This is a genomic window from Streptomyces cinereoruber (genome assembly GCF_009299385.1).
GTDB classification, from domain to species: Bacteria; Actinomycetota; Actinomycetes; order Streptomycetales; family Streptomycetaceae; genus Streptomyces; species Streptomyces bikiniensis.
On the sequence record NZ_CP023693.1, the window covers coordinates 6,944,179 to 6,968,217 of the forward strand.

The 24,039-nt window shown below is 69.2% G+C and carries 19 protein-coding genes and 3 pseudogenes; 11 read left to right on the forward strand and 11 right to left on the reverse strand.

Annotation, left to right across the window (positions count from 1 at the left end; genetic code table 11):
- Positions 1-195: 195 nt before the first annotated feature.
- The 7 genes and pseudogenes from CP977_RS34280 to CP977_RS31205 all read right to left on the reverse strand — a co-directional run bounded on the left by CP977_RS34280 (position 196) and on the right by CP977_RS31205 (position 8,269).
- The gene (locus CP977_RS34280; RefSeq protein ID WP_167309010.1) at positions 196-1,131 is read right to left on the reverse strand and encodes an FAD-dependent monooxygenase; all 936 of its coding nucleotides are present in this window, start codon (positions 1,129-1,131) and stop codon (positions 196-198) included.
- Positions 1,132-1,688: 557 nt separating this feature from the next.
- The gene (locus CP977_RS31180; RefSeq protein WP_152371259.1) at positions 1,689-2,858 is read right to left on the reverse strand and encodes a sugar ABC transporter substrate-binding protein; all 1,170 of its coding nucleotides are present in this window, start codon (positions 2,856-2,858) and stop codon (positions 1,689-1,691) included.
- Positions 2,859-2,887: 29 nt separating this feature from the next.
- Positions 2,888-3,982: an ABC transporter permease gene (locus tag CP977_RS31185; protein WP_152371260.1), complete on the reverse strand. Its 1,095-nt coding sequence runs from the start codon at positions 3,980-3,982 to the stop codon at positions 2,888-2,890.
- Complete coding sequence (locus CP977_RS31190) at positions 3,969-5,522, reverse strand: sugar ABC transporter ATP-binding protein (RefSeq protein WP_167309011.1); 1,554 nt, start codon at positions 5,520-5,522, stop codon at positions 3,969-3,971. The genes CP977_RS31185 and CP977_RS31190 overlap by 14 nt, the downstream gene beginning before the upstream one ends.
- Positions 5,523-6,181: 659 nt before the next feature.
- A protein-coding gene (locus CP977_RS31195) for an IS3 family transposase (protein WP_372460775.1) occupies positions 6,182-7,407 on the reverse strand; the annotation gives its coding sequence in 2 pieces (ribosomal slippage) (positions 6,182-7,125 and positions 7,125-7,407; 1,227 coding nt in all).
- A 54-nt stretch (positions 7,408-7,461) separates the two neighbouring features.
- A pseudogene (locus CP977_RS31200) lies at positions 7,462-7,873 on the reverse strand (helix-turn-helix domain-containing protein); the annotation flags it as partial.
- A 138-nt stretch (positions 7,874-8,011) separates the two neighbouring features.
- Positions 8,012-8,269, reverse strand: a complete 258-nt coding sequence (locus CP977_RS31205; protein ID WP_152371263.1) for a hypothetical protein — start codon at positions 8,267-8,269, stop codon at positions 8,012-8,014.
- A 92-nt stretch (positions 8,270-8,361) separates the two neighbouring features.
- On the opposite strand from CP977_RS31205, the pseudogene CP977_RS31210 reads away from it, so the two are divergent.
- The 5 genes and pseudogenes from CP977_RS31210 to CP977_RS31235 form a co-directional block, all read left to right on the forward strand.
- Positions 8,362-8,526, forward strand: a pseudogene (locus tag CP977_RS31210) (pirin-like C-terminal cupin domain-containing protein); the annotation flags it as partial.
- A 962-nt stretch (positions 8,527-9,488) separates the two neighbouring features.
- The gene (locus CP977_RS31220; protein WP_152371264.1) at positions 9,489-10,490 is read left to right on the forward strand and encodes an isopenicillin N synthase family dioxygenase; all 1,002 of its coding nucleotides are present in this window, start codon (positions 9,489-9,491) and stop codon (positions 10,488-10,490) included.
- A gap of 41 nt (positions 10,491-10,531) precedes the next feature.
- Complete coding sequence (locus CP977_RS31225) at positions 10,532-11,272, forward strand: SDR family NAD(P)-dependent oxidoreductase (RefSeq protein WP_152371265.1); 741 nt, start codon at positions 10,532-10,534, stop codon at positions 11,270-11,272.
- A 23-nt stretch (positions 11,273-11,295) separates the two neighbouring features.
- Positions 11,296-12,294, forward strand: a complete 999-nt coding sequence (locus CP977_RS31230; protein WP_152371266.1) for a TauD/TfdA family dioxygenase — start codon at positions 11,296-11,298, stop codon at positions 12,292-12,294.
- Entirely contained in the window at positions 12,272-13,267 is a 996-nt protein-coding gene (locus tag CP977_RS31235; RefSeq protein WP_062759889.1) for a DMT family transporter, read from the forward strand. The genes CP977_RS31230 and CP977_RS31235 overlap by 23 nt, the downstream gene beginning before the upstream one ends.
- 102 nt (positions 13,268-13,369) lie before the next feature.
- Here CP977_RS31235 and CP977_RS31240 read toward each other — a convergent pair.
- Together CP977_RS31240 and CP977_RS31245 are read right to left on the reverse strand one after the other, a co-directional pair.
- Positions 13,370-14,580, reverse strand: a protein-coding gene (locus tag CP977_RS31240) for an IS3 family transposase (protein WP_152371687.1) whose coding sequence is annotated in 2 segments (ribosomal slippage) — positions 13,370-14,334 and positions 14,334-14,580 — 1,212 coding nt in all. Because the reading frame shifts where the segments join, the coding sequence is not laid out codon by codon here.
- Between the two features lie 517 nt (positions 14,581-15,097).
- Complete coding sequence (locus CP977_RS31245; RefSeq protein WP_152371267.1) at positions 15,098-15,661, reverse strand: SMI1/KNR4 family protein; 564 nt, start codon at positions 15,659-15,661, stop codon at positions 15,098-15,100.
- 132 nt (positions 15,662-15,793) lie between these two features.
- On the opposite strand from CP977_RS31245, the pseudogene CP977_RS31250 reads away from it, so the two are divergent.
- Positions 15,794-15,976: pseudogene (locus CP977_RS31250) on the forward strand (IMP dehydrogenase); the annotation flags it as partial.
- A gap of 266 nt (positions 15,977-16,242) precedes the next feature.
- Complete coding sequence (locus CP977_RS35390) at positions 16,243-16,488, forward strand: cyclophilin-like fold protein (RefSeq protein WP_308017229.1); 246 nt, start codon at positions 16,243-16,245, stop codon at positions 16,486-16,488.
- A gap of 69 nt (positions 16,489-16,557) precedes the next feature.
- On the opposite strand, the gene CP977_RS31260 is transcribed toward CP977_RS35390, so the two are convergent.
- Entirely contained in the window at positions 16,558-17,967 is a 1,410-nt protein-coding gene (locus CP977_RS31260; RefSeq protein ID WP_152371268.1) for an FAD-dependent oxidoreductase, read from the reverse strand.
- Positions 17,968-18,027: 60 nt separating this feature from the next.
- Positions 18,028-19,179, reverse strand: coding sequence for a polysaccharide pyruvyl transferase family protein (locus CP977_RS31265; protein WP_372460776.1), 1,152 nt, complete (start codon positions 19,177-19,179; stop codon positions 18,028-18,030).
- Between the two features lie 261 nt (positions 19,180-19,440).
- On the opposite strand from CP977_RS31265, the gene CP977_RS31270 reads away from it, so the two are divergent.
- From CP977_RS31270 to CP977_RS31285, 4 genes are all read left to right on the forward strand, one after another.
- Entirely contained in the window at positions 19,441-20,421 is a 981-nt protein-coding gene (locus tag CP977_RS31270) for a TIGR03557 family F420-dependent LLM class oxidoreductase (RefSeq protein ID WP_062759896.1), read from the forward strand.
- 214 nt (positions 20,422-20,635) lie between these two features.
- Positions 20,636-20,836, forward strand: a complete 201-nt coding sequence (locus CP977_RS34520; RefSeq protein WP_183953404.1) for a hypothetical protein — start codon at positions 20,636-20,638, stop codon at positions 20,834-20,836.
- On the forward strand, positions 20,833-21,966 hold the full coding sequence (locus CP977_RS31280) for a type I phosphomannose isomerase catalytic subunit (protein ID WP_244412638.1): 1,134 nt from the start codon (positions 20,833-20,835) through the stop codon (positions 21,964-21,966). Before CP977_RS34520 ends, CP977_RS31280 begins: the two co-directional genes overlap by 4 nt.
- 380 nt (positions 21,967-22,346) lie before the next feature.
- The gene (locus tag CP977_RS31285) at positions 22,347-23,885 is read left to right on the forward strand and encodes an alanine/glycine:cation symporter family protein (RefSeq protein ID WP_109184666.1); all 1,539 of its coding nucleotides are present in this window, start codon (positions 22,347-22,349) and stop codon (positions 23,883-23,885) included.
- Positions 23,886-24,039: the final 154 nt, after the last annotated feature.

Sequence of the window (24,039 nt, forward strand, 5' to 3'; positions counted from 1 at the left end):
CGGCAAATGACCTGCCGGACTTGTCGCGAGTGCTGCCGGGCGTCTGGATGTCCGTCGCAGCACACGGGCGCGAAAGTGTGGAATGATCACGTGAATCGTATATATTATTTTCTATGTTGCCTAGGGGGCGGCACGGGAGGGCAGCAGGTGTGAAGGTGCCGACTGCTTCGATTCCCGTGTCCGAGGACGAGGCGGTTACGCACCGGCGAAGGACCGGCTGAACGACTGCCCTGCCGAAACGCGGTGGCGCATGTCTGCCAGGCGATGGAGCTCGTAGCGTTCCAGGGCCCGCTCGGGCGAATCCGTCCCGGCCAGGGCGTCCGCGATCACCCTGGCGTCCGTCACGGCTTCCTCGAAGCCCGCACCCGTCATCGGCGTCTGTGCGTGGGCCGCGTCCCCGAGGAGGGCCACGCGGCCGCTGACGACCCGGTCCGGCAGGTATTCGGCGATCGGCGTCGCGACGACCTCGCGCGCGTGAAAGGCCTCGGCGACAGCCGAGCGCCAGGGCTCGTCCCACTTGTGTCCGGCCGCGGTCGCCATCGTCCGGTAGAGCTCGTCCGGGATGTCGCCGGGTCGTGGGGTCCGCATCACTCGCTTCCCGGCGACGGCGCCGATGCGGCGGAAGTGGGCGTTGCGGTTCGGATCGAACCAGCCCCAGCCGAAGCGCGTCACCTGCCCGTCCCTCTCCGCGAGCGGATACACCGCGAGCATGTCGTCACCGCTGGGGAAGAAGTCCGGCCCGCCGGGCCGGTCCCGATGGGAGGGCGGCAGGGCGGACTGGCCCAGCCACACCACGTAACCGGCGTACGCCGCGTCCGGGTGCTCGGCGTCCACGTGACGGCGGACGACACTGCGATAGCCGTCCGCGCCGACAAGCACATCGGCCGTCCACGCCTCCCCGGTCTCGGTGCGGGCCCACACCGAAGCGGAGTCCTGACCGACTTTGACCACGTGCGCCTTTTCCACGACCGTGATCAGCGGATCGGCGTCGACGGCGCTCCGCAGTGCCGAGTAGACGTCCCACCAGGCGTGGGGGAGCGCCCCTTGGCTGGTCGAGGACGGGCCGAGCGCTTCGCCGACGACGTCCTGGGCCGCCGGCCCTATCGCCCGCTGCAGACGCGCGCCGGTCACGAGGATCGCGACACCCCGCTGCGTCCGTCCCCCGGTCCGCTCGAGCACAACGGAAGGCAGCCCCCGGGACGCCAGGGCGAGAGCGGTCGTCAGGCCGCCGAGGGAACCGCCGACGATGAGTACTCCGGCATGGTTCGATTCGGGATCGGATGCGTAGGAAGAGATGACAGCCTCCTGGGTGTGGACCGCGGAGCGAGTGTGCGGGGCCGCGAGATGTCGAGAAGCGGAGCGCGGTGAATTTCCGCGGATCCCACCCCCCCGTGGAGCCGTGGGCACCTCAAGGCAGTGAAGACCTGTGCGCGTCGGTGGTGGCCGTGATCTGTCTCGCGAAGAGCGGGTTCGTGGGCGAACCGCCTCGAACAGGCTGTCATCGTCCGTGGTCCCGCAGGAAGGGCCGCTCGTGTCCTGGGCCGGGACTGTCCCTCCCTCCGGAACCGCCGGGCACCCGTCTGCCGCCTCTTTCTCTGCCGGCTCGCGCAAGGCCTCGACCTGTGGAGCCCGGGGAGGCGTCCAAGCGGCCGACCGCCCCGGGGTCTCGTCCTCGTCGGGTGATCCGCCTACTTGCCCCAGAGCTTCTTGTACTGCGCCGGGTAGTCCTTCACGAGGTTCGGGAAGGTGTTCCCGATCGGAGCGGCCGGGACATTGTTCAGGTCACTGGACCAGATCACCGGGTGGGTGTACTTCACGTCATGCTCGAGCGCGCCCTCCGTCTGGCCGGTGAAGATGCGGGCCAGCGCGTCGACGGTGCGCCATCCCATCTCCCCCTGGTCCAGGGGAGCCGAGGCCGTCAGGCCGCCGCTGGCGAGAGCCGGGATGCTCGCCGGTGCGGTGCCCAGGGAGTACGTCCGGGGCAGCTTGGCGCCGGCGGCCTGCGCCGCACTGAACAGGTTGGTTCCCATCGCGTCGTAGCCCACGAACAGGGCCTTCATGTCGGGATTGGCACGCGTGAAGTTGGTCATGTCCGTACCGGCGGTCGTGCCGAGCGAGGCGACCGAGATCGTCGTCTCGACGATCTCACAGGACGGGCACTTGGTCTCGATCTCCTCCTTGTAGACCCCGATGTACTCCTGGACGATCCGGTATCCCGGCAGGCCGACGATGCCGATGGTGCCCGGCTCGCCCATGTCGGCGAGGGTCTTGTCCGCGATGGCGACGGCCAGTTCGCTCAGGGCGTCGAGGCCGGAGATCTGGATGGTGATCGGGCCGCCGGACGGGTCCGGGCCGTTGTTCGACACCACGGGGATGTTCTTCGCCTTGAGCTTCGCGAGCTGGTCGAGGATCGGGTCCTTGTTCGTCGCGCTGATGACGACGGCGTCGGGGTCCAGCCGGATCGCCTGTTCGAGGGCCTGCTGCAGCAGTTGGGGCGTGGGCTCCTTCGGCTGGATGAACTTCAGCTCCCACCCGAGTTCTTTGACGGCCTCGGCCATCGCGTCGTGCGCGATGATGGTGCCGATGCCACCGGGTCCGGCACCGATCATGACGATCTTCTTGTCCGAGGGGATCGGCTTGCCGACGGGCTGCGTGATGCCGATGGAGGTGGGCGCCTCGGCGTAGGACCGCACCTTGGCTTTCGCCGTCTTGATGCCTTCGATGTCGGCGGCGGTGGCGGGCTTGTCGTCACTGGTGCCGCCGTCGGCGCCGCAGGCCGCCAGGAGCAGGGACAGTACGGTGCCCGCTGTGGTCGCTGCGGCGCGTCGGGCAGTACGCCGGGTTCTGGTCGGCTTCATGAGGTGTTCGCTCCTTCGTGAGGGGGAAATCAAGGGGCCGCGGTGGCGAGGGGGCCGGACCCACCGGTCTGTGCGCCGCCCCGGGGACCGGATCGCTGCCGCGCCTTCGCGCGGATCCAGGAGCGGGCGCGGATCGCCTGTTCGAGGTTGGAGGCGCCGAGGGCGAGCAGCAGGACGACGCCGCTGAACATGCTCTGTGCCCACGGCTCACCGCCGACCAGGTAGATGCCGTTGGTGCCGGTCGCGATGAGCAGGACCGCGGCGACGGTGCCCCAGGCGTTGAACCGGCCGCCGAACTGCGTCGCTCCGAGGAATACGGCCGCGTACGCGTCGAGCAGGTACGGCGGGCCGATGTTGGGGCTGCCGGACTGCACGGACGAGGCGAGCAGGACGCCGGCGACACCGACGATGAGACCGGTCACGATCAGACCGGCGAACCTGAGCCGTCGTACGCGGATGCCCACGAGTTCGGAGGCGCGCTCACTGAATCCCAGCGCGTACACACGGCGGCCCGTGACTGTGTACGCCTGGAAGAACCAGGTGGCGAGTGCCACCACCAGCATCATGAAGAGCGGTACGTGGAGCCCGAAGAAACCGGTGGTCGCCAATTCGCCGAACGGGCCGACGAGTGGGCCGCCGGTGATCGTCTGCACCGAGAGCATCGAGCCGACCGTGGCGAAGAGCGCGCCCGTCGCGAGCGTTCCGATGAACGAGTCGATACGCGAACTCACCACCACGAGCCCGTTGAACACGCCCATTGCGAGACCGGCGAGCACGGTGACGGCGATCGCGGGCAGAACGTCCCACCCGCGGACGACCAACAGCCAGGCGACGAGCAGGTTCGCCAGCCCCATGGCGTTGCCGATCGACAGGTCGAAGGTGCGGGCGGAGAGCGGCACCACCAGAGCCAGTGCCATCAAGCCGGGAACGGCCATTCCGTTGAGCACGGAGCGGACCGTGGTCATGGACGGAAAAGTCTCGGGTGCCCATATCGAGAAGACGACCACCAGCGCGAGCCAGACGTAGATGACGCCGATGCGAGTGAAGCTCAGGTGGCGGATCCAGGGCGCACGGCGACGTCCCGAGCCTGTACGGACGGCCGTCGAATCGTCATTCCTGCTCATCGGATGCTCCTTCGATCGCGTAGACAATGGCCGGCTTGGTCATCCGGGAGCCTTCGAACTCCCCGACGACGCGACCGTCGCGCAGCGCGAGCACACGGTCGCAACAGGCGAGCAGGTCCTCGATGTCGGAAGAGGCCATGACGACGGACAGACCGTCATCGGCGCGGCGGCGGAGTTCGTCGTAGATCACCCTGCGGGCGCCGATGTCGATGCCCGCCGTCGGCTCGGACACCACCAGGATCTTCGGGCCCACCGACAGTGCCCTGGCCAGAACGGCCTTCTGCTGGTTCCCGCCGCTCAGCGTGGAGACGGGACGCGGCGCGTACGCCGTGTCCGCGTGCATCGCGGCGAGCCACTTCCGTGCGAACCGCCGCTCCCGGGAGGGCGTCACGGCGCCCCGGGAACGAAGCGCCGGGAGCGCACCGAGCGAGACGTTCTCCGTCGTCGTGAAACCGTCGACGACGCCCTCCGCGCCACGGTCGGCCGGCACGAAGACGATCCCGAGGTCCCGGGCTCGCGGGATCGTCATGCTTCCGGCGTCTCCACCGGCACCACCGCTGACGACGAACGAGCCGGTCACGCCACTTCCGCAGGCACCGGCGAGCACGTACGGGAGTTCTTCGCGACCCGAACCGAGCAGACCGGCCACCCCGACGATCTCTCCGGTGCCGACGCGCAGGTCGAGTCCGTCCAGATAACGGCCCCGGAGGTCCTTGACCTCCAGCGTGGGAATCTCGTTCCCACGTCGTGCGGGGGAGGCCGGGGTGGCGGTCTTCCGTGTTCCGGGCCCGGTCACCGTCCCTCGCGCGGCCGCCCCTTCGTCCGTACCGACGATGACATCGACCAGGCGTTCCATCGTGACGTCATCGAGGGAGCCGTCCCAGACCTTCCGCCCGTCACGCAGCACCGTCGCGTGATCGGCGACCGCCATGACCTCGTCGAGACGGTGCGAGACGAGCACGACGGCGGCGCCGGCGGAGCTGATCCCGCGGATCAGCTCGAACAACCGGTCCACTTCGTGGGCCGCGAGCGCGGCCGTGGGTTCGTCGAGGACCAGGACACCGCTCGTGTCCTCCCAGTCGGCGAGCGCGCGCACGATCGCCACCACGGCACGCTCCGGCGGCGAGGCCGCCGAGAGCGGCATCAGAGGATCGAGGCGGAAGCCGAACCGGGCGAGCAGATCACGCGAACGCCGGGACTGCCTCCGCCACGCGATGCGGCCGGACGGGCCGCGTTCGTAACCGGCCGCGAGCCCGATGTTGTCGACCGCTCCCAGTTCGGGAACTATCCCGAGGTCCTGATGGACGAAACGCAGTCTCCTACGCCGTGCGTCCGCCGAATCCCCGAGGGTGAGCGAGTCCCCGAAAACGGTGGCGGTCGCGCCGGGGTCGGGGGTGTACACGCCGGCGAGGCATTTGATCAATGTCGACTTGCCCGATCCGTTGTGACCGAGCAGGGCGTGGACCGAACCCGCGCGGACCTCGAAGTCGACGTCTGCGAGCGCCTGGACGCCGGGAAACGTCTTGGAGACGTTCGCCAAGGAGAGGGCGGTACCGGTGGCATGTGTGCTTCCGGGTCTTGGAGGGGAATCGAGCCCCGGTGTGGAACCGAGGTCTTTCGTGCGGGTTCTGCCCATGGGCTTCGCTCTCTTGAAGTGACCTGTGCCGACGGCGTCCAGGTCATCACGAATTCAAAGCACGATATAAAATATATCGATGTGGAGTAAAGGGGGTCCGCCCGACACGTCAAGGACGTGACCCAGGGGATTCGCCTCGGGCCGGGCAAGGCGAAAGAGTCCTCCTCCCTCCACAGACGCGCGGACGGAGAGGGGAGCGATGGGGCTGCGAGTGGCTACCGCCGCGAAGCGGTCCCAGACCCCGCGAATAACGACCTCGCCCCACACGAGCCACGGCTCATCACGTGCTCGGGCATCGCGTGCACCTCCCGTCGAAGTCGGCGAGTTCTGTGGGTGTCGGGCTCGGCCGTCCTCGGGTCCGGGTGCCGGCTGCGTGCGACCTGCCGCACCATGCCACGACATTCGACGATTCCGGAAGTGTGTGCGCGGAAGTGTCCAAGAACTTGGACACCCGGCTCGCCGCTCTGGCTGCGGTTTTCCGAAGTCGCGGTGATCTGCGGATACGGAGTGTCATCGGGGAAGGGGTCGCGAGGGGGGGAACCGCTCCGGGATCGGTGGAGGCTTCATGCGTTGCCTGCAGCCGCCGGTTGGGGCTGTTGTTGAGCGTAGTAGTCGGTCTCGTGTTCGTGGGGCGGGATGGTTCCGATCGCGGTGTGGAGACGCTGGGTGTTGAACCAGTCGGCCCATTCGGCAGTCGAGACCTCGACATCGGCGATGCCGTGCCAGGGCTTGCGGGGCTTGATCAGCTCGGTCTTGCAGAGGCCGATCCGGGACTCCACGAGGGCGTTGTCCAGGGCGTCGCCGACGGCGCCGGCCTCGAGGAGGTGGGCGGTGAAGGCGAACGACGTGTACTGGCTGCCCGCGCCGGAATGATGTATCAGCCCAGGTCCGGCCGGGTTTCTGGCTCGGTCGCGGCGCCATAACGCGATGTCGAGGGCGTCCAGGGCGAGCTTGGCCCGCTTGTTGGTGGCTGTGGACCAGTCGACGGTCGCCCGGGAGAACACGTCGACGGCGAAGGCGACGTAGGCGATCCCGGACCAGGTCGAGACATAGGTGAAGTCGGCGATCCACCGCTCGTTCGGCCGCGAGGCGGTGAAGTCGCGTTGCAGCAGGTCACCGGCCCGATCGTGTCCGTCGTCACGGGTGGTGGTGCGGACGCGGCGGCCGCGTCGGACGCCATGCGGGTCGAGGTCGCGCATCAGCCTTGCGACGGTGCAGCGGGCCACCCGTATGCCTTCGCGGTGCAGCTGTCCCCAGATCTTCCGCGTTCCGTAGACACTGAAGTTGTCGGCGTGGACGCGGCTGATCTGCTCCTCCAGTTCCGCATCCCGCACCGACCGTGCACTGGGCGTCCGTTTGCTGGCCGCGCAGTAGGTGCTCGTGGAGATCTTCAGTCCGTGGCCGGTGAGAACTTTGCAGATCGGCTCGATTCCGAACGCCTGCCGGTGCTCGTCGATGAACGCTACGAGCGCTTCGACGGCCGGTCGAGCTCGGCCTGGAAGAAAGCCGTGGCCGTCTTGAGGATCTCATTCGCCCTCCGAAGCTTGGCGTTCTCGGCCTTCAGCCGCTTGATCTCCGCCACCTCCTCCGAGGTCACACCGGTGCGGTGGCCGGCGTCGACCTGGGCCTCGCGGGCCCACGTCCGCACCGTCTCGGCGGTACCGATGCCCAGCTTCGCGGCGACCGCCTTCATCGCGGCCCACTCGGTCGGGTAGTTGGGGCGGATCTCCGCGACCATGCGCACCGCACGCTCACGAAGCTCGGCAGGGTAAGGGGAAGGACGGGCCATGAACTCGATCCTCTCTCAGGGAATCGAGCCTCCAACAGACCCGGACCAGTTCGTCCACAGAAGCTCGCCAGCCGGATCGGTGAGGACCTGGACGTTCACGCCGTGCCGGTGGTGTTTGGCCGAGTAGTCGGCCCGGCTGTCGCCGACGCGGTCGCACTCGGCGAGGGTCCTGTCCAGGAGGGCGAAGTCCGGATCGTGCTCGCGCAGCGTCTTGGGCAGCCCCAGAGCCCGTTCGGTGAGCAAGGCGGTCACGGCGGTCACGTAGGCGTGGGCGGTGCCGACGGATATCCCGAAACCGGACGCGATCCGGGCCAGGGTGTCGTGACGGCGCAGGTACACCAGAGCGACGTGCGCGCTGGTACGGCGGGAGTTTGCACCTGCGGTCACCCTCACGGGTGGCGACGAGCATCGTAACCCTCTCGACGAGGGCATGCGGAAGGTCGAGTGCGGCAGGATAGGGAACCAACAGGCCTCCCGTGCCGGTGGGTTGAGGCTTCGAACACCTCCCTCAACGGCACGCGAGCCTTGTGCGGTGCGGCCCTCCCCCGACCTGACCGGCGTCACCCGATCAGTGACCACGCTGAAAACGCTCAGTGAGAAAACCTCACTGCTTGAACTGCGTCGGGCTGTACTTCTGGATGCGCTCGGCCTTGTGCGGGTTGTTCTTCCTGGCCTGGTGCGTCTCGGCGAGTCGGGCCTTGGCTTTCCCCTGGGTGGAGGAGCCGGATTCCTCGGCCTGCCGTCCGGCCGCGTTGCGGTAGCGGATCTTGTACTCGTGCGGGCACCTGGGCCATCGGCTCTCGGGGTGCTCGCATTCCTTGAAGAAGCTGCCCATGCCGCGGACGAGGTTGATGGTGGCCATGGTTGTCGACTCCTGGGCGTCTTGCTGACCTTTTGCTGACCCCGGATGGTCGATCAAGCCCCTGAGCTGGGATGAAACGGTAAACCCGTGCTATGTGGTGGAACTTCGTGGGCCGCACGGACGAGGAGATCCGCCAGGCCCGGGAGGACTGGGAGGAGGGCTCGCGGTTCGGCGAGGTGCACGGCTACGACGGCGACCGCCTGCCCGCTCCGGAACTGCCCGGCACCCCGCTGAAATCGCGCGGGCGAATCCGCTGACCCGGGACGATGCAATCCGGTTGATCGTGCTCCCGCTGACAACCGCCATGCCGGGACCTTCGATCCGCATCCTGCCCCGCGCTCACGGCACGAGCGTCTGCTGGACCCGGTGGAGAACGGCCGAGTCGCGTCTTCGGGTATCTGTGACGGGGTTCGACCGGATCGGTGGGGCGGCGAAGGTTCGCGGTGCCCCCCGGGCCCTGGGTCGATCATGAAGAGTTCTGCCCGGCGACCGGAGGCGTCGGCGGCGAGCATCACGGGGTCCTTGAAGGCCTGGTGCTTGCGCGGGGCGTCCGCGCCGCGCCGACGGGCGAGCATTGAATTCCGCGATGCGCTGGTCTGTCTCCAGGCCGTACGGGCGGCTCGGTTCGTCGCCGGCGCCGAGGGAGGGGCGGACGGCGAAGCCGCTGACGACGAAGAAGACTTCGACGCCGAGTCGAGCCCTGTGCGGTGGTGCAGCGCCACGGCGAGCGCCATCGTGATCCGTATGCCGTCCGACCCGAGGGGACGTGTACCCGGCCCGTTGGAGTCGGCTCGCCTGGTGCCGGGCGAGACTTCGTCATGTCTCGAAGGACGTGCCCGGGGACCGTACGGGTACTTCTCGGGATTCCCGCAGGGAAAGAAAAAGCGACCTCGGCCGTTCGGGCCCGGTGACTCGATAGTGAGGCCCGCCGCCGGCCGGGCCTCGGACGGAGGGCGGGCGAGGGTGTAACAGGACGGTAATCAAACGCACTCGGATGTGTGATGACGGTCACTCCCGGAGGGGCTGGATGAGGCCACGCTGTCTGATTTCCCGTTGTCGACAGTGGGGGATATTCGAACAAAGTGAAGCCGCGTTGTTCGACGCTCAATCATCACACTGTGTACGGCCGTAAATGGAAGATTGAGTTCCTCTCCGTGCTCCACCACACTCTCGGTCGACAAGACCTGTCCGAAAGCATGGAGCTCGGGGGAGCCCTCACATGGTGATTCACTCCATCCCGGTCATCAGCTACGAAGAAATCATTTCCGGGGACGTGGCACCCGCACACGTCCTGGAAACCCTGGCTGAAACCGGATACTTCTATCTCTCCGACCTCGACAAGGTCATCTCTCCGCAGCTCTTCAAGGCGCTGCAGGACGTCTCGAAAAGCTTCTTCGACTCCTCGTTGGAGTCGAAGATGGAGTACTACATCGGCGATTCCGATCACCACCGCGGCTACGTCCCCGTCACTGAACAGGGCGCATACGGCGACGAATCCATCCGGACCTACGAGGCCTTCGACATCGGCTACGAGGCCGAGCCCCTGCCGCCGGACCGGAGCCTCGGGTTCGAACTCATCGGGCCGAACAGGTATCCCGCCCGCATCGACGGCATGGCCGCCACCGCGGAGGCCTACTACGCCGCCAACTTCACCGTCTCCCGCCACCTCCTGCGGCTCATCGCCCAGGGCGTCGGCGAGGACGAGGAGTACTTCGACCGTTGGATCACCCGCCCCGCCTCGCAGCTGCGCCTGATCCACTACGTTCCCAACGACGTGCTCGTGAACAGTGACGACACGTCCATGGGCGCGCACACGGACTACGAGCTCTTCACCCTCATCCACCAGACCTCGCCCGGTCTGCTGGCGTACGACCGTCCCACGAGGACCTGGCGGAACATGCCCGTCTTCAAGAACACCCTGCTCGTCCTCGGCGGCGACATGCTCCAGTTCCTCACCGGTGGAAAGGTGAAGTCCCTTCTGCACCGGGTGATCACGACCGGCGAGGAGCGCTACAGCTTCCCCTTCTTCATGAATCTCGACTTCGAGACCGAACTGCGCGTCCTGCCGAAGTTCGGGGCGAGCGACGAGCGGATCACCGTGGGGCACCACCTCCTCGGCCAGCTCTACCGCGACTTCCCGTACATCAAGGAGCGCGTCGACTCCGGAAAGTGGCCCGTCGATTTCGCCATTCCGGACCGGAACGTCTTCGAGCAGCTGTGATCCGTTCCGACGTCACTTCCGAGACTCAGGGGAGTTCTTCCATGCAGGGCATCACAGGGAAAAGGGTGCTGGTCACCGGCGGCGCGAGCGGAATCGGCCAGGCCACCGTCCGCCGATTCGTCGCGGAGGGCGCGCGCGTGGCGATCTTCGACCGTGACAAGCGCGCCATCGACGAAACGATGGCGGCCATTCCGGAGATTGCCGCGGCGATCACCGTGGACGTCTCCGACGACGTCGCCGTGGCGGGGGCGTTCCAGGAACTGGGGAAGACGTTTCCGCAGCTCGACGTAGTGATCAACAACGCCGGGATCAGCGTCCGGCACGACAGTTTCCGCTCCATCACGCCCGCCCAGTGGCGCGCCGTGGTCGACACCAACCTCAACGGGGTCTTCTACGTGGCGAGCGAGGCCGTCCGCCGCATGGACGAGGGCGTGATCGTCAACATGTCCTCGATCAACGGCCTCGCCGCGTTTCCGCACTATGCGGACTACAACGCCTCCAAGGCCGGCATCCTCGCGCTCTCGCGCACGATGGCCGTCGAACTCGCGCCCAGGATCCGGGTCCTCGCGCTCGCCCCCGGGGCCGTGCTCACGCCCATGCAGCGGGCCGAGTACACCGACGAGATGCTCGACGAGGTCAACGCCAACATCCCGCTCGGGCGCCACGCCGACCCCTCCGAGATCGGCGGCTTCCTCGTCTACCTGGCCTCTGACGAGGCACGCTTCATGACCGGTCAGCACTACATCGTCGACGGCGGCGAGACTGCGAGGGCAGCACTGTGACCCGTACCACCACCCATGTCCCCATGCCGACCGTCGACATCTCCTCCTGGTCGGAGACGATCCGGCGTCATGCCGTACGCGCCAACCCCTACCGGGAGTTCGAGCGCACCGCCGCGCACGCCGAGGAGGCGCTCGCCGCCCTCGGCCACGACGACGTCCGCGCCCTGCTCGAATTCAAGCGCAAGGGCGGGCCCGGCGGGCGGCTGCTGATACGCAACGGCGCGATCGACCCCGACCTCATGCCCACCACGGAGTCCACGGAGGACATCGAGAACGGAAAGGGCACCTACTACAGCGAGTTCACGCTGATCATGCTCGGCAAGCTCCTCGGCGAGCCCTTCAGCTACAGCCAGGAGCGCAACGGCGCGATCATCCACAACGTGCGTCCGGCCAAGCACAACGAGACCAACATCTCCTCGGACAGCTCGGCGGTCATCCTCGACCTCCACAACGAGAACATCTACCACCCGGTCCAGCCCGACTACCTGATGCTCAGCGGGTTGCGCCGCGACCCGGCAGGGGTCGCCAAGACGCTCGTGATCGGCGCGGACGAGATCCTGCCGCTGCTCAGCGCAGAGGACGTCGACACGCTCTCCGCGTTCCAGTTCCGTACGAGCGTCGACTACAACTTCGGCAACAGCGACGCCGAGCGCGGCAACGGCCCCGCGATCCGGGTGCTCTTCGGCAACCCGGCCTCACCCATGATCGCGTACGACGACGAGTACATCGCCGGCACCAACCCCCGCGCCCAGGCGGCCCTGGACCGGCTGCGCGTGATCCTGCACGAGAACATGTACGCCGTCGACCTCGGGCCGGGCGAGACCCTGCTGCTCGACAACCTCAAGACCGTCCACGGCAGGACCGCCTTCACGGCACGCTACGACGGGACCGACCGCTGGCTGCAGCGGCTGCTGGTCTCGCGTGACCTGCGCCGCGCCGAGATGCTGCTCGGTGACACGCGGCGGACCGTGGAGTGGAACTACGAGCCCGGGAAGTTCTATGGCTACGTCGACTACCGATGACCCCGCCCTCCTCGCCGACGGCAGGGCGGAGAAGCGGCACGACCGGGTCGCCCTCCTTGCGATCTTCGCGATCCCGCTGATCTGGGGCATAGGCTTTCCGCTGACGCACAACGCCGTGGCCGTCGTCGACCCCGGCCTGTACGCCTTCGCCCGCTCCCTGGTCGCGACGGTCGCACTGCTGCCGTTCGCCCTGCCGGTCGCGCTGCGGGCCAGTCGCAAGGCGGTCCTCGGCGGGCTCGTACTCGGCCTGTTCAGCGCGCTCAACATCGTCAGCCAGAGCTACGCGCTGCACTACCTCTCCTCGGCCAGTACGGCGTTCTGCGTGACGATGTGCATCGTCTTCATCCCCTTCGTCTCGGCCGCGCTCGGCCAGGGCTGGCCGTCGAAGGTGGACCTCGCCTCGGTGGTCGTCGGCGTCGTCGGCGCGTTCATCGTGCTCGGGCCGGACCTCGACGACATCTCCGTCGGCTACCTGTGGGGCGGGCTCGCCGCCTTCGCCATCGCCATGACCATCTCGATCATCGGCAAGCTGACCTCCGAGTCCGAGTCCGGACAGGTCGACCGGCTGGCCCTGGGCTTCTTCCAGGTCCTGTTCGGCACGCTCGCCCTGCTGTACTTCCCGTTCCAGCGGGACCTCGCGCCGCTCACCGAGACCAAGGTGTGGATCGCGATCGTCTTCATGGGCGTCATGTCGACAGCCCTCGCGATCTACCTCCAGACCCGCTACCAGCGGCGCGTCGGCAGCGCGCGCACCTCAGTCATCTTCAACCTCGACCTGGTGTTCGCCAGCCTCTTCGGGCTGGTCAACCGCGAGTCGCTGAGCCTGTCGCAGATCTTCGGCGGCGCGGTCATCTTCCTCGCGTCGATGCTGGAGAGCCTGCGGGACATGTGGACGAAGGCGCGGTCGAAGGAGAGGCCGGAGCCAGGACCGGATCCCGTCGCGGCGGCCCCCCGCTCCGACGGCACTCTCTAGACGGTACGGAGGTTCGCCGCGGAGCCCGTAGGGCTCCGCGGCGAACCCGCCGTCAGGGCATCCGCGCACATGAGGTTGATCCCCGGGAGTGGACACCGGGTTTCATGCGACGAGTGACAGCGTACGTGACGTGATCAGTTGCTGTTCGAACTCGGCTGGTGTGAGGTAGCCGAGTGCGGAATGCCGACGGCGCCGGTTGTAGTACGACAGCCAGCGGAACAGCTCGAGCCGCGTCTGTGCCTTCGAGGTCCAGCGCCTCCCGTGGAGCAACTCGCGCTTGAGGCCCTGGAAGAACGACTCGGCGAGGGCATTGTCGTAGCTCGAGCCGACCTGGCCCATGCTGCGGCGGATGCCGTGCCGGCGGCAGACCTCGGCGAAGACGGCCGCGCTGTACTGGGCGCCCCTGTCGGTGTGGAAGACGACGCCGTTCACCTGGCCGCCGCGGGCGGCCACAGCCATCTCGATCGCGTCGGTGACCAGCGAGGTCCGCATGTGGTCGGCGATCGACCAGCCCACCACCTTCCTCGAGCAGATGTCGATCACCGTGGCGAGATACAGCCACGTCGCGCCGACGGCTATGTAGGTGATGTCGCCGCACCACCTGGTGTTCAGCGTGTCCGCGGTGAAGTCGCGCATCACCAGGTCCGGCGCGGGCGGCGCGGACCTGTCCGCGATCGTCGTCCGCTTCTTCTTCCGCAGGTGCCGCCCGACGATGTGGTTGACCCGCATCAGCCGGGTGACGCGCTTGCGGTTGATCCGCCGTCCCCTCGCACGCAGCTCAGCATGGACACGCGGAGCGCCGTAGGCGCCATGGTGCTCGGTGTGGATGGCGCGGATCTCGCTCACGGTTCGCTTCTCCTCGGCCTGGCGCTCGGCGCGGGCTTGTGCGGTGGCCAGGTGCCGGTAGTAGCCGGCGCGGGACGCCCCGAGCACCTGGCAGATCCGCTGCACGCCGAAGTCGGCGCGGTTTTCGGAGATGAAGTCCCAGCGGCGGGGGCTCACTTCACTTCCCGAGCGAAATACGCGTCCGCCCGGCGAAGGATCTTGCGCTCGAAGTGCCACTCCTTCTCCGCCTTCAGCAGCCGGGCATTCTCCGCCCGCAGTCGGGCCAGGTCCTCCGCCTCACTCCCGCCCGCGTCACGGCGTCCGGGCACGGCCCGGGCTTCGTCCTTGCGGACCCACGTCCGCAGCGACTCCGCGGTGATGCCGGGATCCGCGGCCACCGCCGCGTACGTCCGCTTCCCGGCCGCGGCACGGTAGAGCGCGACGGCGTCCTTCCGGAACTCCTCCGGATACGGAGACTTGCGTCCCACCTGGACATCCCTCCCTGGACCATCAAGATCCATTGTCAGGGTGTCCACTACAAAGGATCAGCCTCAGCAGGTGCCTTGAGCGTCCGGTACGACACGGGAGCGTGCTTGGCCAGCCATGCCTCGACACGGCCGAACGCGACCTCCACCGGGCCCCGTTCGTTCATTCGGTTCCACTCCTTGCTCAGTTCCCGGTCAGCCCCCGGTCGGCGTGCCGTCGGCGCACAACCGGAACGTGATCCGAGCCGGCGGGGAGGACGGAGTCGGGGACGCACGGTAGCGAGCCGCGGATTCCTCCCACGTCATGCGGTCCACCAGGGCCGCCACCGTGAAGACCCGTGTTGACCGCGACACTGCCCAGTTCCTTCCCTGACACGGACATACTCGGTCAGCCTGCAAAGGCGGCTGATCCTCATCGAGACGCTCGGACCGCGCGGTTCCGCACCGTCCGGTCAGAAGTGGGGACGCCCGTCGGGCCGGCCGGCGCGGGGATGTCCTTCAGCCGGCGGTGGGCAGCGCCTCACGACCAGACGAGTCGGCCTTCGGCAACCTCACAGACCGGATGGTTTCCATCGGCGATCCTCGTCAGCGTCTCCGCTACGGAGTCGAAATACCGGGCCATCGATTCGTACTCTCCCGTGACCGTGGGCTCACCCACGAACCACCTGCCGACACGCCCGTCCCGCGCATCGACGAACTTTCCCGTCCAGCCGTCCTGGTCCGACAGGAACGGGATCCACTCATTGCGCCAGAACGGGTTGTCCCGCTGGTCCGGCGGGTCGAATCCACCGGGCACGCGGCGGTTCGCGTAGAGCTGCTCCATCGCCCGGATGCCCAGAAAGAAGCTTCCCTCGTCCGGGAACCCGTCGAAGCCGCAACACATCACGTCCTCGTCCTTCTCGGGGAGATCCAGACTGTTCCGCAGCAGCCACGTCCGCAGATCCTCGGGGAGCGAGATCCCCATTCGTTCCTCGGCGGCCGTGAGCGTCTGCTCGGTGGCGGGCCCTGGCAGGTCCGCGTGATCGGCCGGTGCGTGCTGCCGAAGAAGGGTCATCACGCGGGACCAACTCTCGGCCACACTCATCGTCCTCTGCCCCCTCCGCATGGATGCCTCTGTCCGACTGCTCCACGACGGAGGTTGCGAAGTGCCGACCGGAGAACCTTGCGGGGGATGCTACTTCGAGCATGCCTCCGATCCCTCCCCACGACCGTCTTCGTCGGCCTGCGCGGCGGCCCCGCCCCTGTACTCCGCCACCCGCCCGACTTCATCGACCGCGTCCTGACCGGTGCGATCGACCCGGGTAAGGTCTTCGACCTCACCCCCCCGCTGGAGCAGGTCGCCGAGGGCTACCGGGCCATGGACGAGCGCCGCACGATCAAGACCCTCCTCAAGCCCTGACCGCCCCCGAAGGCACGATGCACGGCCCGCCCGTGGCCGTCCGGTCCGTGCCGCTCCGGCGGTCGCCCTGCTGCCGGCCGTGACCGTCCGCTTCGGCAACGCGCAGGAGAGCGTCCCGGCCGCCGTGCCCCCGGGACCGCGGGAGACGCCGGCCACCGCCCCGCCGTCCCTCCCCGAGAGGAGCACCACCATGCACATCCGGGTCACTCTCGAACGACAGCCCCGCCGCCCGCGGCTTCGCCGAGCTGCTCCCGCTCGCCCTGGACCTGGAGGACTTCCACGGTATGGAGCGGGGCGCCGACCTGCCGCGCAAGCTGAACACCAGCGGCGCCCCCGCACCGGTCGCCGCCAAGGCCGGCGACATCGCCCACTACGCGCCCCGGTGCAACCTGGCCCTCTTCCACCAGGACGGGCCCACCCCCTCCGCCGGCCTGCTCGTCCTCGGCCACCTCGACGCCGGCGCCGACCGGCTCGGCGACGCGACCCGCATCACCATCGAGGCCGCCCCCTGACCCGGGCGACCGCCCGAACCCCCGGAGGAGGAGCAGCATCCCCGCTCAGCTCCTCCTTCGCCGTCGGCCTCACCTCAGGCTGGCACCCTGTGCGCGCAGCTCCTGCTGGATCGTGCCGACCGGGACGTCACGGGGCAGGTCGCCCCGGGTGGAGGCGAGGGCCGCGCAGACGCCGGCGGCTTGCCCGGTGGCCATCGAGATGGGCATCACGCGGTACGAGGAGTGGGCCACGTGGTCGCCGGAGATGCACCGGCCGGCGACCAGGATCCTGTCCAGGCCCCGGGGCATCAGACAGCGCAGCGGGATGTCGTACGACTCTCCGCGCGGCAGCCGCCGCAGTGTGGTGCCGCGGCCGCTCGGGTTGTGGATGTCCACCGGGTAGGCGCCCCGGGCGATGGCGTCGTCGAACGTGTGCGCGCCCAGCACGTCCTCGCCCGTGAGCTCGTACTCGCCCACGATCCGGCGGGTCTCGCGGACCCCGACCTGCACGCCGCTCTGCACGACGTACGACCGCTCGAAACCGGGCACGCGGCTGCGCAGGAAGCGGGAGATCTGCTCCATCTGGCGGTGGGCGGCGAACTCGGCGCGGGTGAGGTCCCACACGCTGGTGCCCAACACCTCGGTGACACGGGTGGAGTTGACCGCGATCTCGCCGTCGTTCGGGGTGGCGAAGAAGAGGATGTCCTCGCGGGGCAGGTCCAGTTCGCCGGCGTCGGTGGCGGCGCGGACGAGGTCCCACAGGCCGTGCACGCCCTTCCACTGGTCCGGGTGGGCACGGGCGTACCCGGCGAACTCCTCCTGGTCGAAACGCGCCATCCGGAACATCAGCGTCATGGGCTGCGTCCAGCCGTCCTCGGGGCGGCCGATCTCGTACGCCGCCCCGGCCGCGGCGGCGATGTCGCCGTCGCCGGTGCAGTCGACGATCACGTCGGCGTCGATGACGACCGGGCCCGACTTCGTCTCGAACACCGCGCGGGCGCGCTCGGGATGCGGGACGACCCCGGAGGCGAAGGCGTGCAGCAGGGTGCGCACCTCGTGCTTCTCCAGCAGGTCGTACACGACCAGCTTGAACAGTTCCGCGTCGAACGGCACCGTGTAGCCGGTCTCGGCCGACGGGCGGATCGCCGCGTCGGCGCGCACCAACTGGTCGAGCAGCATCCACAGGACGCCGCCGACGACCGGTTCGCCCTCGCCGTGGTCGGGCGGCAGCAGACGGGTGGTGTCTCCCGCGACGGCCTGCTTGACCTCGTTGTGGAAGCTCATCAGCGGCATGACGAGCGCGGCGGTGGCGTTGCCGCCGAGGAATCCGTACCGCTCCACGAGGACGACCCGGGCGCCCGCGTTGGCGGCGCCGATGGCCGCTCCGATGCCGGCCGGCCCGCCGCCGACGACCAGCACCTGCGTGCTGCCCCCGTGCAGGGCCTGCCGTGGGGGCAGCTCCACGTGGCGGGGTGTGCGGGGTGCGATCAGATGGGTCACGGGTCCTCCCGGAGCCGGGGCGGGCGGGGTTCGGCCGAGCGGGGGTCAGCCGGGCGGAGTTCAGCCGACGGAGGCCGTGGGCGTCGGCGGGCCGGACGGCGCGGGCGACGGCGCGATGGTCTCCAGATAGGTCAGGAAGCGTTCGGCGGTTTGATCGGCTCGCGTCCGCATGGCCGCCGTCCGGGCGGCGATCTCCGCCCGCCGTGCGGGACGTTCGTCCCAGAGCCGGTCCACCTCGGCGAGCAGCATGCCTACGTTCTCCCTCGCGACCCCGCGCAGGGTGGGCGCGCCGATCTGCTGGGCGAAGTCGAACACCTTCCCCGCGTACGGCAGGGGCAGCAGGGGGACGCCGGCCAGCGCGGCGAAGATGAGGAAGTGCAGCCGCATCCCGATGGCCAGGTCCAGGTGCTTGACGATGTCGAGGACCTGCTGCGGGCGGGACGCTCCGCGCAGCACCGTGCAGGCGCCGGCGTCGGCCATGTGGGACGCCACGGCGTGCGCGTGCCGGATGTCGTCGCGTTCCATGGGCACGAACACGACGTGGGCGTCCAGCCGGTTGACGAGGAAGTCGCCCACCTGGGCGAGGAGCTGGTGGTAGCCGTGCTCGTCGAGGTGCGAGGCGGCCCGGCCCGGCTCGCGCACGCTCATGCCCACCAGGCGCACCCCGCGCGGCACGGCCTCGGCCCTCAGCAGCTCCTCCCCGCTGTCGCCGGGCCGCAGCAGCAGGGCGGGGTCGGCGGTCACCGTGATGGGACGTTCGAGACCGGCCTCCTCCAGGACGAGCTTCGACTCCTCGTCGCGGACCGTCACCGCGGCCGCGTCGGTGAGGGTCGTGCGGACCCAGTCGCGGTCGACCTCGTCGGTGAGGGGGCCGGCGCCCACGGCGTACGTGAAGACGGGGACGCCGTAGCCCTGGGCGTCGCGCACCAGCCGCAGGTACCGGCGGGCCTCCGTGTCGTAGAGGATGCCCCCGCCGCCCAGGACGAGGACGTCGAGCCGGCGCAGGTGCTCGGAGGTCCGCTCCCGCGTGACGCCCTCCCAGCCGACCACCTCGACGTCCGGGCGGACGCCGCGGCTGTACTCCGGGTCGCGGGAGAACACCACGACGCGGGCGTCCGGCCGCGCGCCCTGCACGCGGTCCAGCATGGCGGTGAGGATCGCCTCGTCGCCCACGTTCTTGCCGCCGTAGGAACCCAGTACCCCTACGGTCACACCCTTGCCGTGGCCCATGGTCGCCTCTCGTGATGTCCAGCGAGTGCGGTTGCTCCTCACCAGTTCACCCCATCGGGAGATTTATGCATCTCGGGATGCTTCGATCTGCGAACGCGCCTCCGCACGCGCCGGTCACCGGGGCGGCGGGCTCGTGCGCGAGGGCCGGCGGGCAGGGCGGCCGGACCGCCATTCGGATGGAGGCGGAAGGCCGCCCGGTGGTGTTCGTCCGGCGTCGGTCGTGCCGGGTGTCAGGGTCGGCGCATGGAAATCGGCTACAAACTGGCCTCGGAAGCCTACGGTCCGCAGGAGCTCGTCCGGCAGGCTGTCCGCGCGGAGGCGGCGGGGTTCGACTTCGTCGAGATGAGCGATCACTACCACCCGTGGCTCGACGTCCAGGGGCACTCCTCCTTCACCTGGACGGTGCTGGGCGCGATCGCCGCCAGGACGGAACGCGTCGCGCTGGTCACCGGAGTGACGTGCCCGACGATCCGCTACCACCCGGCGATCATCGCGCAGGCCGCGGCGACCCTCGCCCTGGTCTCCGACGGCCGTTTCGTCCTGGGCGTGGGCTCCGGCGAACGGCTCAACGAGCACGTCGTGGGGCGCGGATTCCCCGACACCGTGCGCGAGCGGCACGAACTGCTCCGTGAGGCGCTGGAGATCATCCGCCTGCTGTGGCGCGGCGGCTACCGCTCGTACGACGGCAAGCACCTGCGGCTGTCGGACGCCCGGGTCTTCGACCTGCCCGAGGAGCTTCCGCTCATCGCCGTCGCCGCGAGCGGCCCGCGCTCGGCGCGGCTCGCCGCGGAACTCGGCGACGGCCTGTTCGCCACGGAGGACAAGGCGTCGATCGTCCGGGACTACCGGGACGCCGGCGGCTCCGGGCCCGGGTACGCGGAGGTGCCCGTGGCCTGGGCGCCGGACGAGCGGACCGCCGCCCGGGAGGTGCTGAGGACGTCACGGTGGGCGCTGACCGGGTGGAAGGTGATGAGCGAACTCCCCAACCCGGCCAACTTCGACGCGGCCACCGCCACCGTGCGCGAAGAGGACGTCCTGGAGAAGTTCGCCTGCGGCCCCGACCCGGAGCGCTACCTGGCGGCGGTCCAGCGGTACGCGGACGCCGGGTTCGACCGGCTGGTGCTGCAGAACGCCGGCCCCGATCCCGACGGATTCATCGACTTCTACCAGAGCGAACTCGCACAGTCCCTGCGCAGCCTGCGTCCCTCCGGCGCCGCTTCCTGAGCCCGCGCCCGCATGCCTCCGGCACAGTGCGGCCGCCGGTCCGGCGTGGCGGGCCGGCGGCCGGGGGGCGAGCATGGAGGTGGGCGCGGATCTCGCGGATCTCCGGTCGGGGGTGCTCGGTGGCCTCGGCGGCCCACTCGTCTCCTCGACCGTCTCATCCGGTGTCAGCCGCTTGACGGACCGTGTTCCGGCTCGAACGTCCTTGGGAGACACCATGTCCCGGCTCCGCCAGCAGCAGTCCCCGCCCGGTACGACGTCCGAGACGGATCCCGGGCCTGACCACGGCGGGAAGGCCCGTCGCGGACCGGGGCGACCGGCCGAGACGGTACCGGTCTACGCGCTGCTCGCCCCGGACGGGACCGGCCGCGTATCCGGCGCCCGCGTCGGGGCGACCGGCGGGCAGCCGGTCCTGTGAGCGCGCACCGGACGGGCGGCAGCCGGCCGGTCCTGTCCCCGCTGCGGCTGACCGTCACGGCGAGGTCGCTGGTGTTCGGCGGGCACGCGATCGCCCGCCGCCTGGGCAAGACCGGTGTTCCGGACCGGAGCGTCGCGGAGACGTGGGAATGCAGCGATGTCGAGGGCGCCGGCAGCGTGGTGGCCGACGGGCCCCTGGCCGGGGTGCCCCTGCGCCAGGTGGTCGCCGACCACCCCGAAGCGCTCATGGGGGCCGGGTGGTCCGGGCCGTACTTCCCCGTACTGACGAAGTTCATCGATGCCGCCGGCACGCTGCCCGTGCACCTGCACGCCGACGACGAGACCGCCCGGCGTCTGGAGAGGCAGCCCCACGGGAAGACCGAGGCGTGGCACATCCTCGACGCCGCACCCGGCGCGACCGCCCTGTGCGGCGTCAAGGAGGGCGTGACGGCCGACCGGCTGCGCGCCGCGCTGGAGGCGCAGGACTTCGACGCGGTCCTGCGGCGCCTGCCGGTGCGCGCGGGGGAGACCCTGTACGTTCCCGGCGGGACCCCGCACAGCTTCGGCCCCGACACCCTGGTCTACGAGATCGAGCAGACGTCCGACATCCAGCAGCACGCGATGCGCTGGAACATGGAGGACGGCTCTCCCGTGGGCGACGCGGAGTTCGGTGCGAACCTCGACATGCTGATGCGGCAGGTCGACCTGGAGACCAGGCCGGACTTCACGCCCGGCCTGGGCATCGCCGTCGATGACGGGGTGGAACGGGTCTTCCTGTGCGCGGGCCCGTACTTCGCTCTCGAACGTTGGCGTGCCGGGACGGCGGAGCCGCTGCGGCATTCGTTCGCCACCGCGCAGATCCTGTCCAACGCCGGCGCCCCGGTGCGGGTGCGGACGGGGACCTGGAGCGGAGAGCTCGGCCGGGCGGAGACCCTGCTGCTGCCCGCGGTCTGCGAGGAGGTCGAGATCACCGGCCCGGCCGACGTCCTGTTCGGCTACCTGCCCGACCTCGATCGCGACGTGCGCCGCCCTCTGCTCGACGCCGGTCATCCGCCCCGGATCATCGCCACCCTGGGCGCGGGCGCCCCGGCACGGAAACGGGCGCGGCCCGTCCCGTGCGACCGTCCGTGAAGCCCCACAGTGACAGGAGTGTCACCGCGCAGGCTCCTGACCAGGGAAAATAAGTGCACGGTGAACGGAACATGCTGTCCGAATAACGGTCGCATCACGACTGCTGGCCTTTTGCGGGATCACGCTGCGTTGTGTGATGTGCGTCACTCGATAGGGGTGGGGTGTCGTGGTAGGAATGCGCAACTTCGCAGGTGGTGCCACTCCAGGTCCCCGCTGCGAGGCGCCGGGCACCTACCCGGCAGTACGACCGAGGTGATCACGCTCCGAGTCCGGTGCGTCGACCCCAGGGTCGCCGATCGGACAACGGCGTTCGCTCACAGCCCGCACACCCACCGGTGCAGCCTCCCGCGCGCCGGTCCTGCGCCATCGAGGTACCCCACGTGTCGCTCGATTCCTTCACCCAGTCCGTGGACGACGCCGTCAGCGGCTTCTTCGAGCCCATAGCCACCTGGCTGGGCGAGGTCGTCTTCTACTCCGTGCCCGTCGCGGGCACGGACCTGCCGCTGATCGTGGCCTGGCTCGTCGTGGCCGGTCTGGTCTTCACCGGCTGGTTCGGCTTCGTCCAGTTGCGCAAGTTCCGCCTCGCCGTCGACGTGGTGCGCGGAAAGTACGACGAGAAGGGGTCGGCCGGCGAGGTCAACCACTTCCAGGCGCTGACCGCCGCCGTCTCCGGCACGGTCGGCCTCGGCAACATCGCGGGTGTCGCCGTCGCGGTCTCCATCGGCGGCCCCGGCGCCACCTTCTGGATGATCCTGTGCGGCCTGCTCGGCATGGCCACCAAGTTCGTCGAGGTCACCCTCGGCGTGAAGTACCGCGAGGTGCACGCCGACGGCACCGTCTCGGGCGGCCCCATGCACTACCTGCCCAAGGGCCTGGCCGAGCGCTTCGGCAAGAACGGCAAGACCCTCGGCAAGGTCCTCGCGGTCCTCGCCTCCTTCATGGTCCTGTTCTTCGGTCTGTTCGGCGGCAACCTCTTCCAGGTCAACCAGTCCTACGCCCAGCTCGTCTCCGTCACCGGCGGCGAGAACGGCGTCATGGGATCCTCCGCGGGCGCCCTCTTCTTCGGCATCCTGATCGCCGCCCTCGTCGGCATCGTCCTCCTCGGCGGCATCCGCTCCATCGCCTCGGTCACCAGCAAGCTCGTGCCCGCCATGGCCGGCATCTACATCGCCGCGTGCCTCGTCGTCATCGCCGTCAACGTCACCGCCGTGCCGTCCGCCGTCTCCACGATCATCGAGGGCGCCTTCAACCCCCAGGGCGTCGCCGGCGGTGTCCTCGGCGCGCTGATCATCGGCTTCAAGCGGGCCGCGTTCTCCAACGAGGCCGGTCTCGGCTCGGCCCCGATCGCGCACTCCGCGGTCAAGACCAAGCACCCCGCGAGCGAGGGTCTGGTCGCGCTCCTGGAGCCGTTCATCGACACGGTCGTCATCTGCACCATGACCGCCCTGACCATCGTCATCGCCAACCCCGCCAGCTACGTCGAGGTCCGCGAGGGCGGCGAGTCCATCGGCGGCGTCACCATCACCTCCGACGCCTTCGGCACGGTCCTGCCCTGGTTCCCGTACATCCTCACCGTCGCGGTGATGCTGTTCGCCATCTCCACCGTGCTGACCTGGGGCTACTACGGCCTCAAGGCCTGGACGCACCTCTTCGGCCGCAGCAGGACCAGCGAGATCACCTACAAGGTCGTCTACACCGTCTTCGCCGTCGCCGGCTCGCTGCTCACGCTCCAGACCCTGATCGACATGGCCGACGCGGTGCTGTTCATGCTCGCCGTCATCAACATCATCGGCCTCTACCTCCTCGCCCCCGTCGTCAAGCGGGAGCTGAACACCTTCCTCGCCTTCGTCAAGCGCCGCGACGCCGGCCTCGACACGGACGGGGACGCCGACCAGGAGCCGGTGAAGACCACCGTCTGACCGTCCCCCACGGCCCGGCTCCTCCCGGAGGGCCCGTTCCCGCCCCGCGCCTGGGCCGGAACGGGCCCTTGCCCGTTCCAGCAGGTCAGAGCCATCCCTGGTGGCTCAGCCGACCGCCGGATAGGGTGTGAAGAACGCGTCAACAGGACGCGCT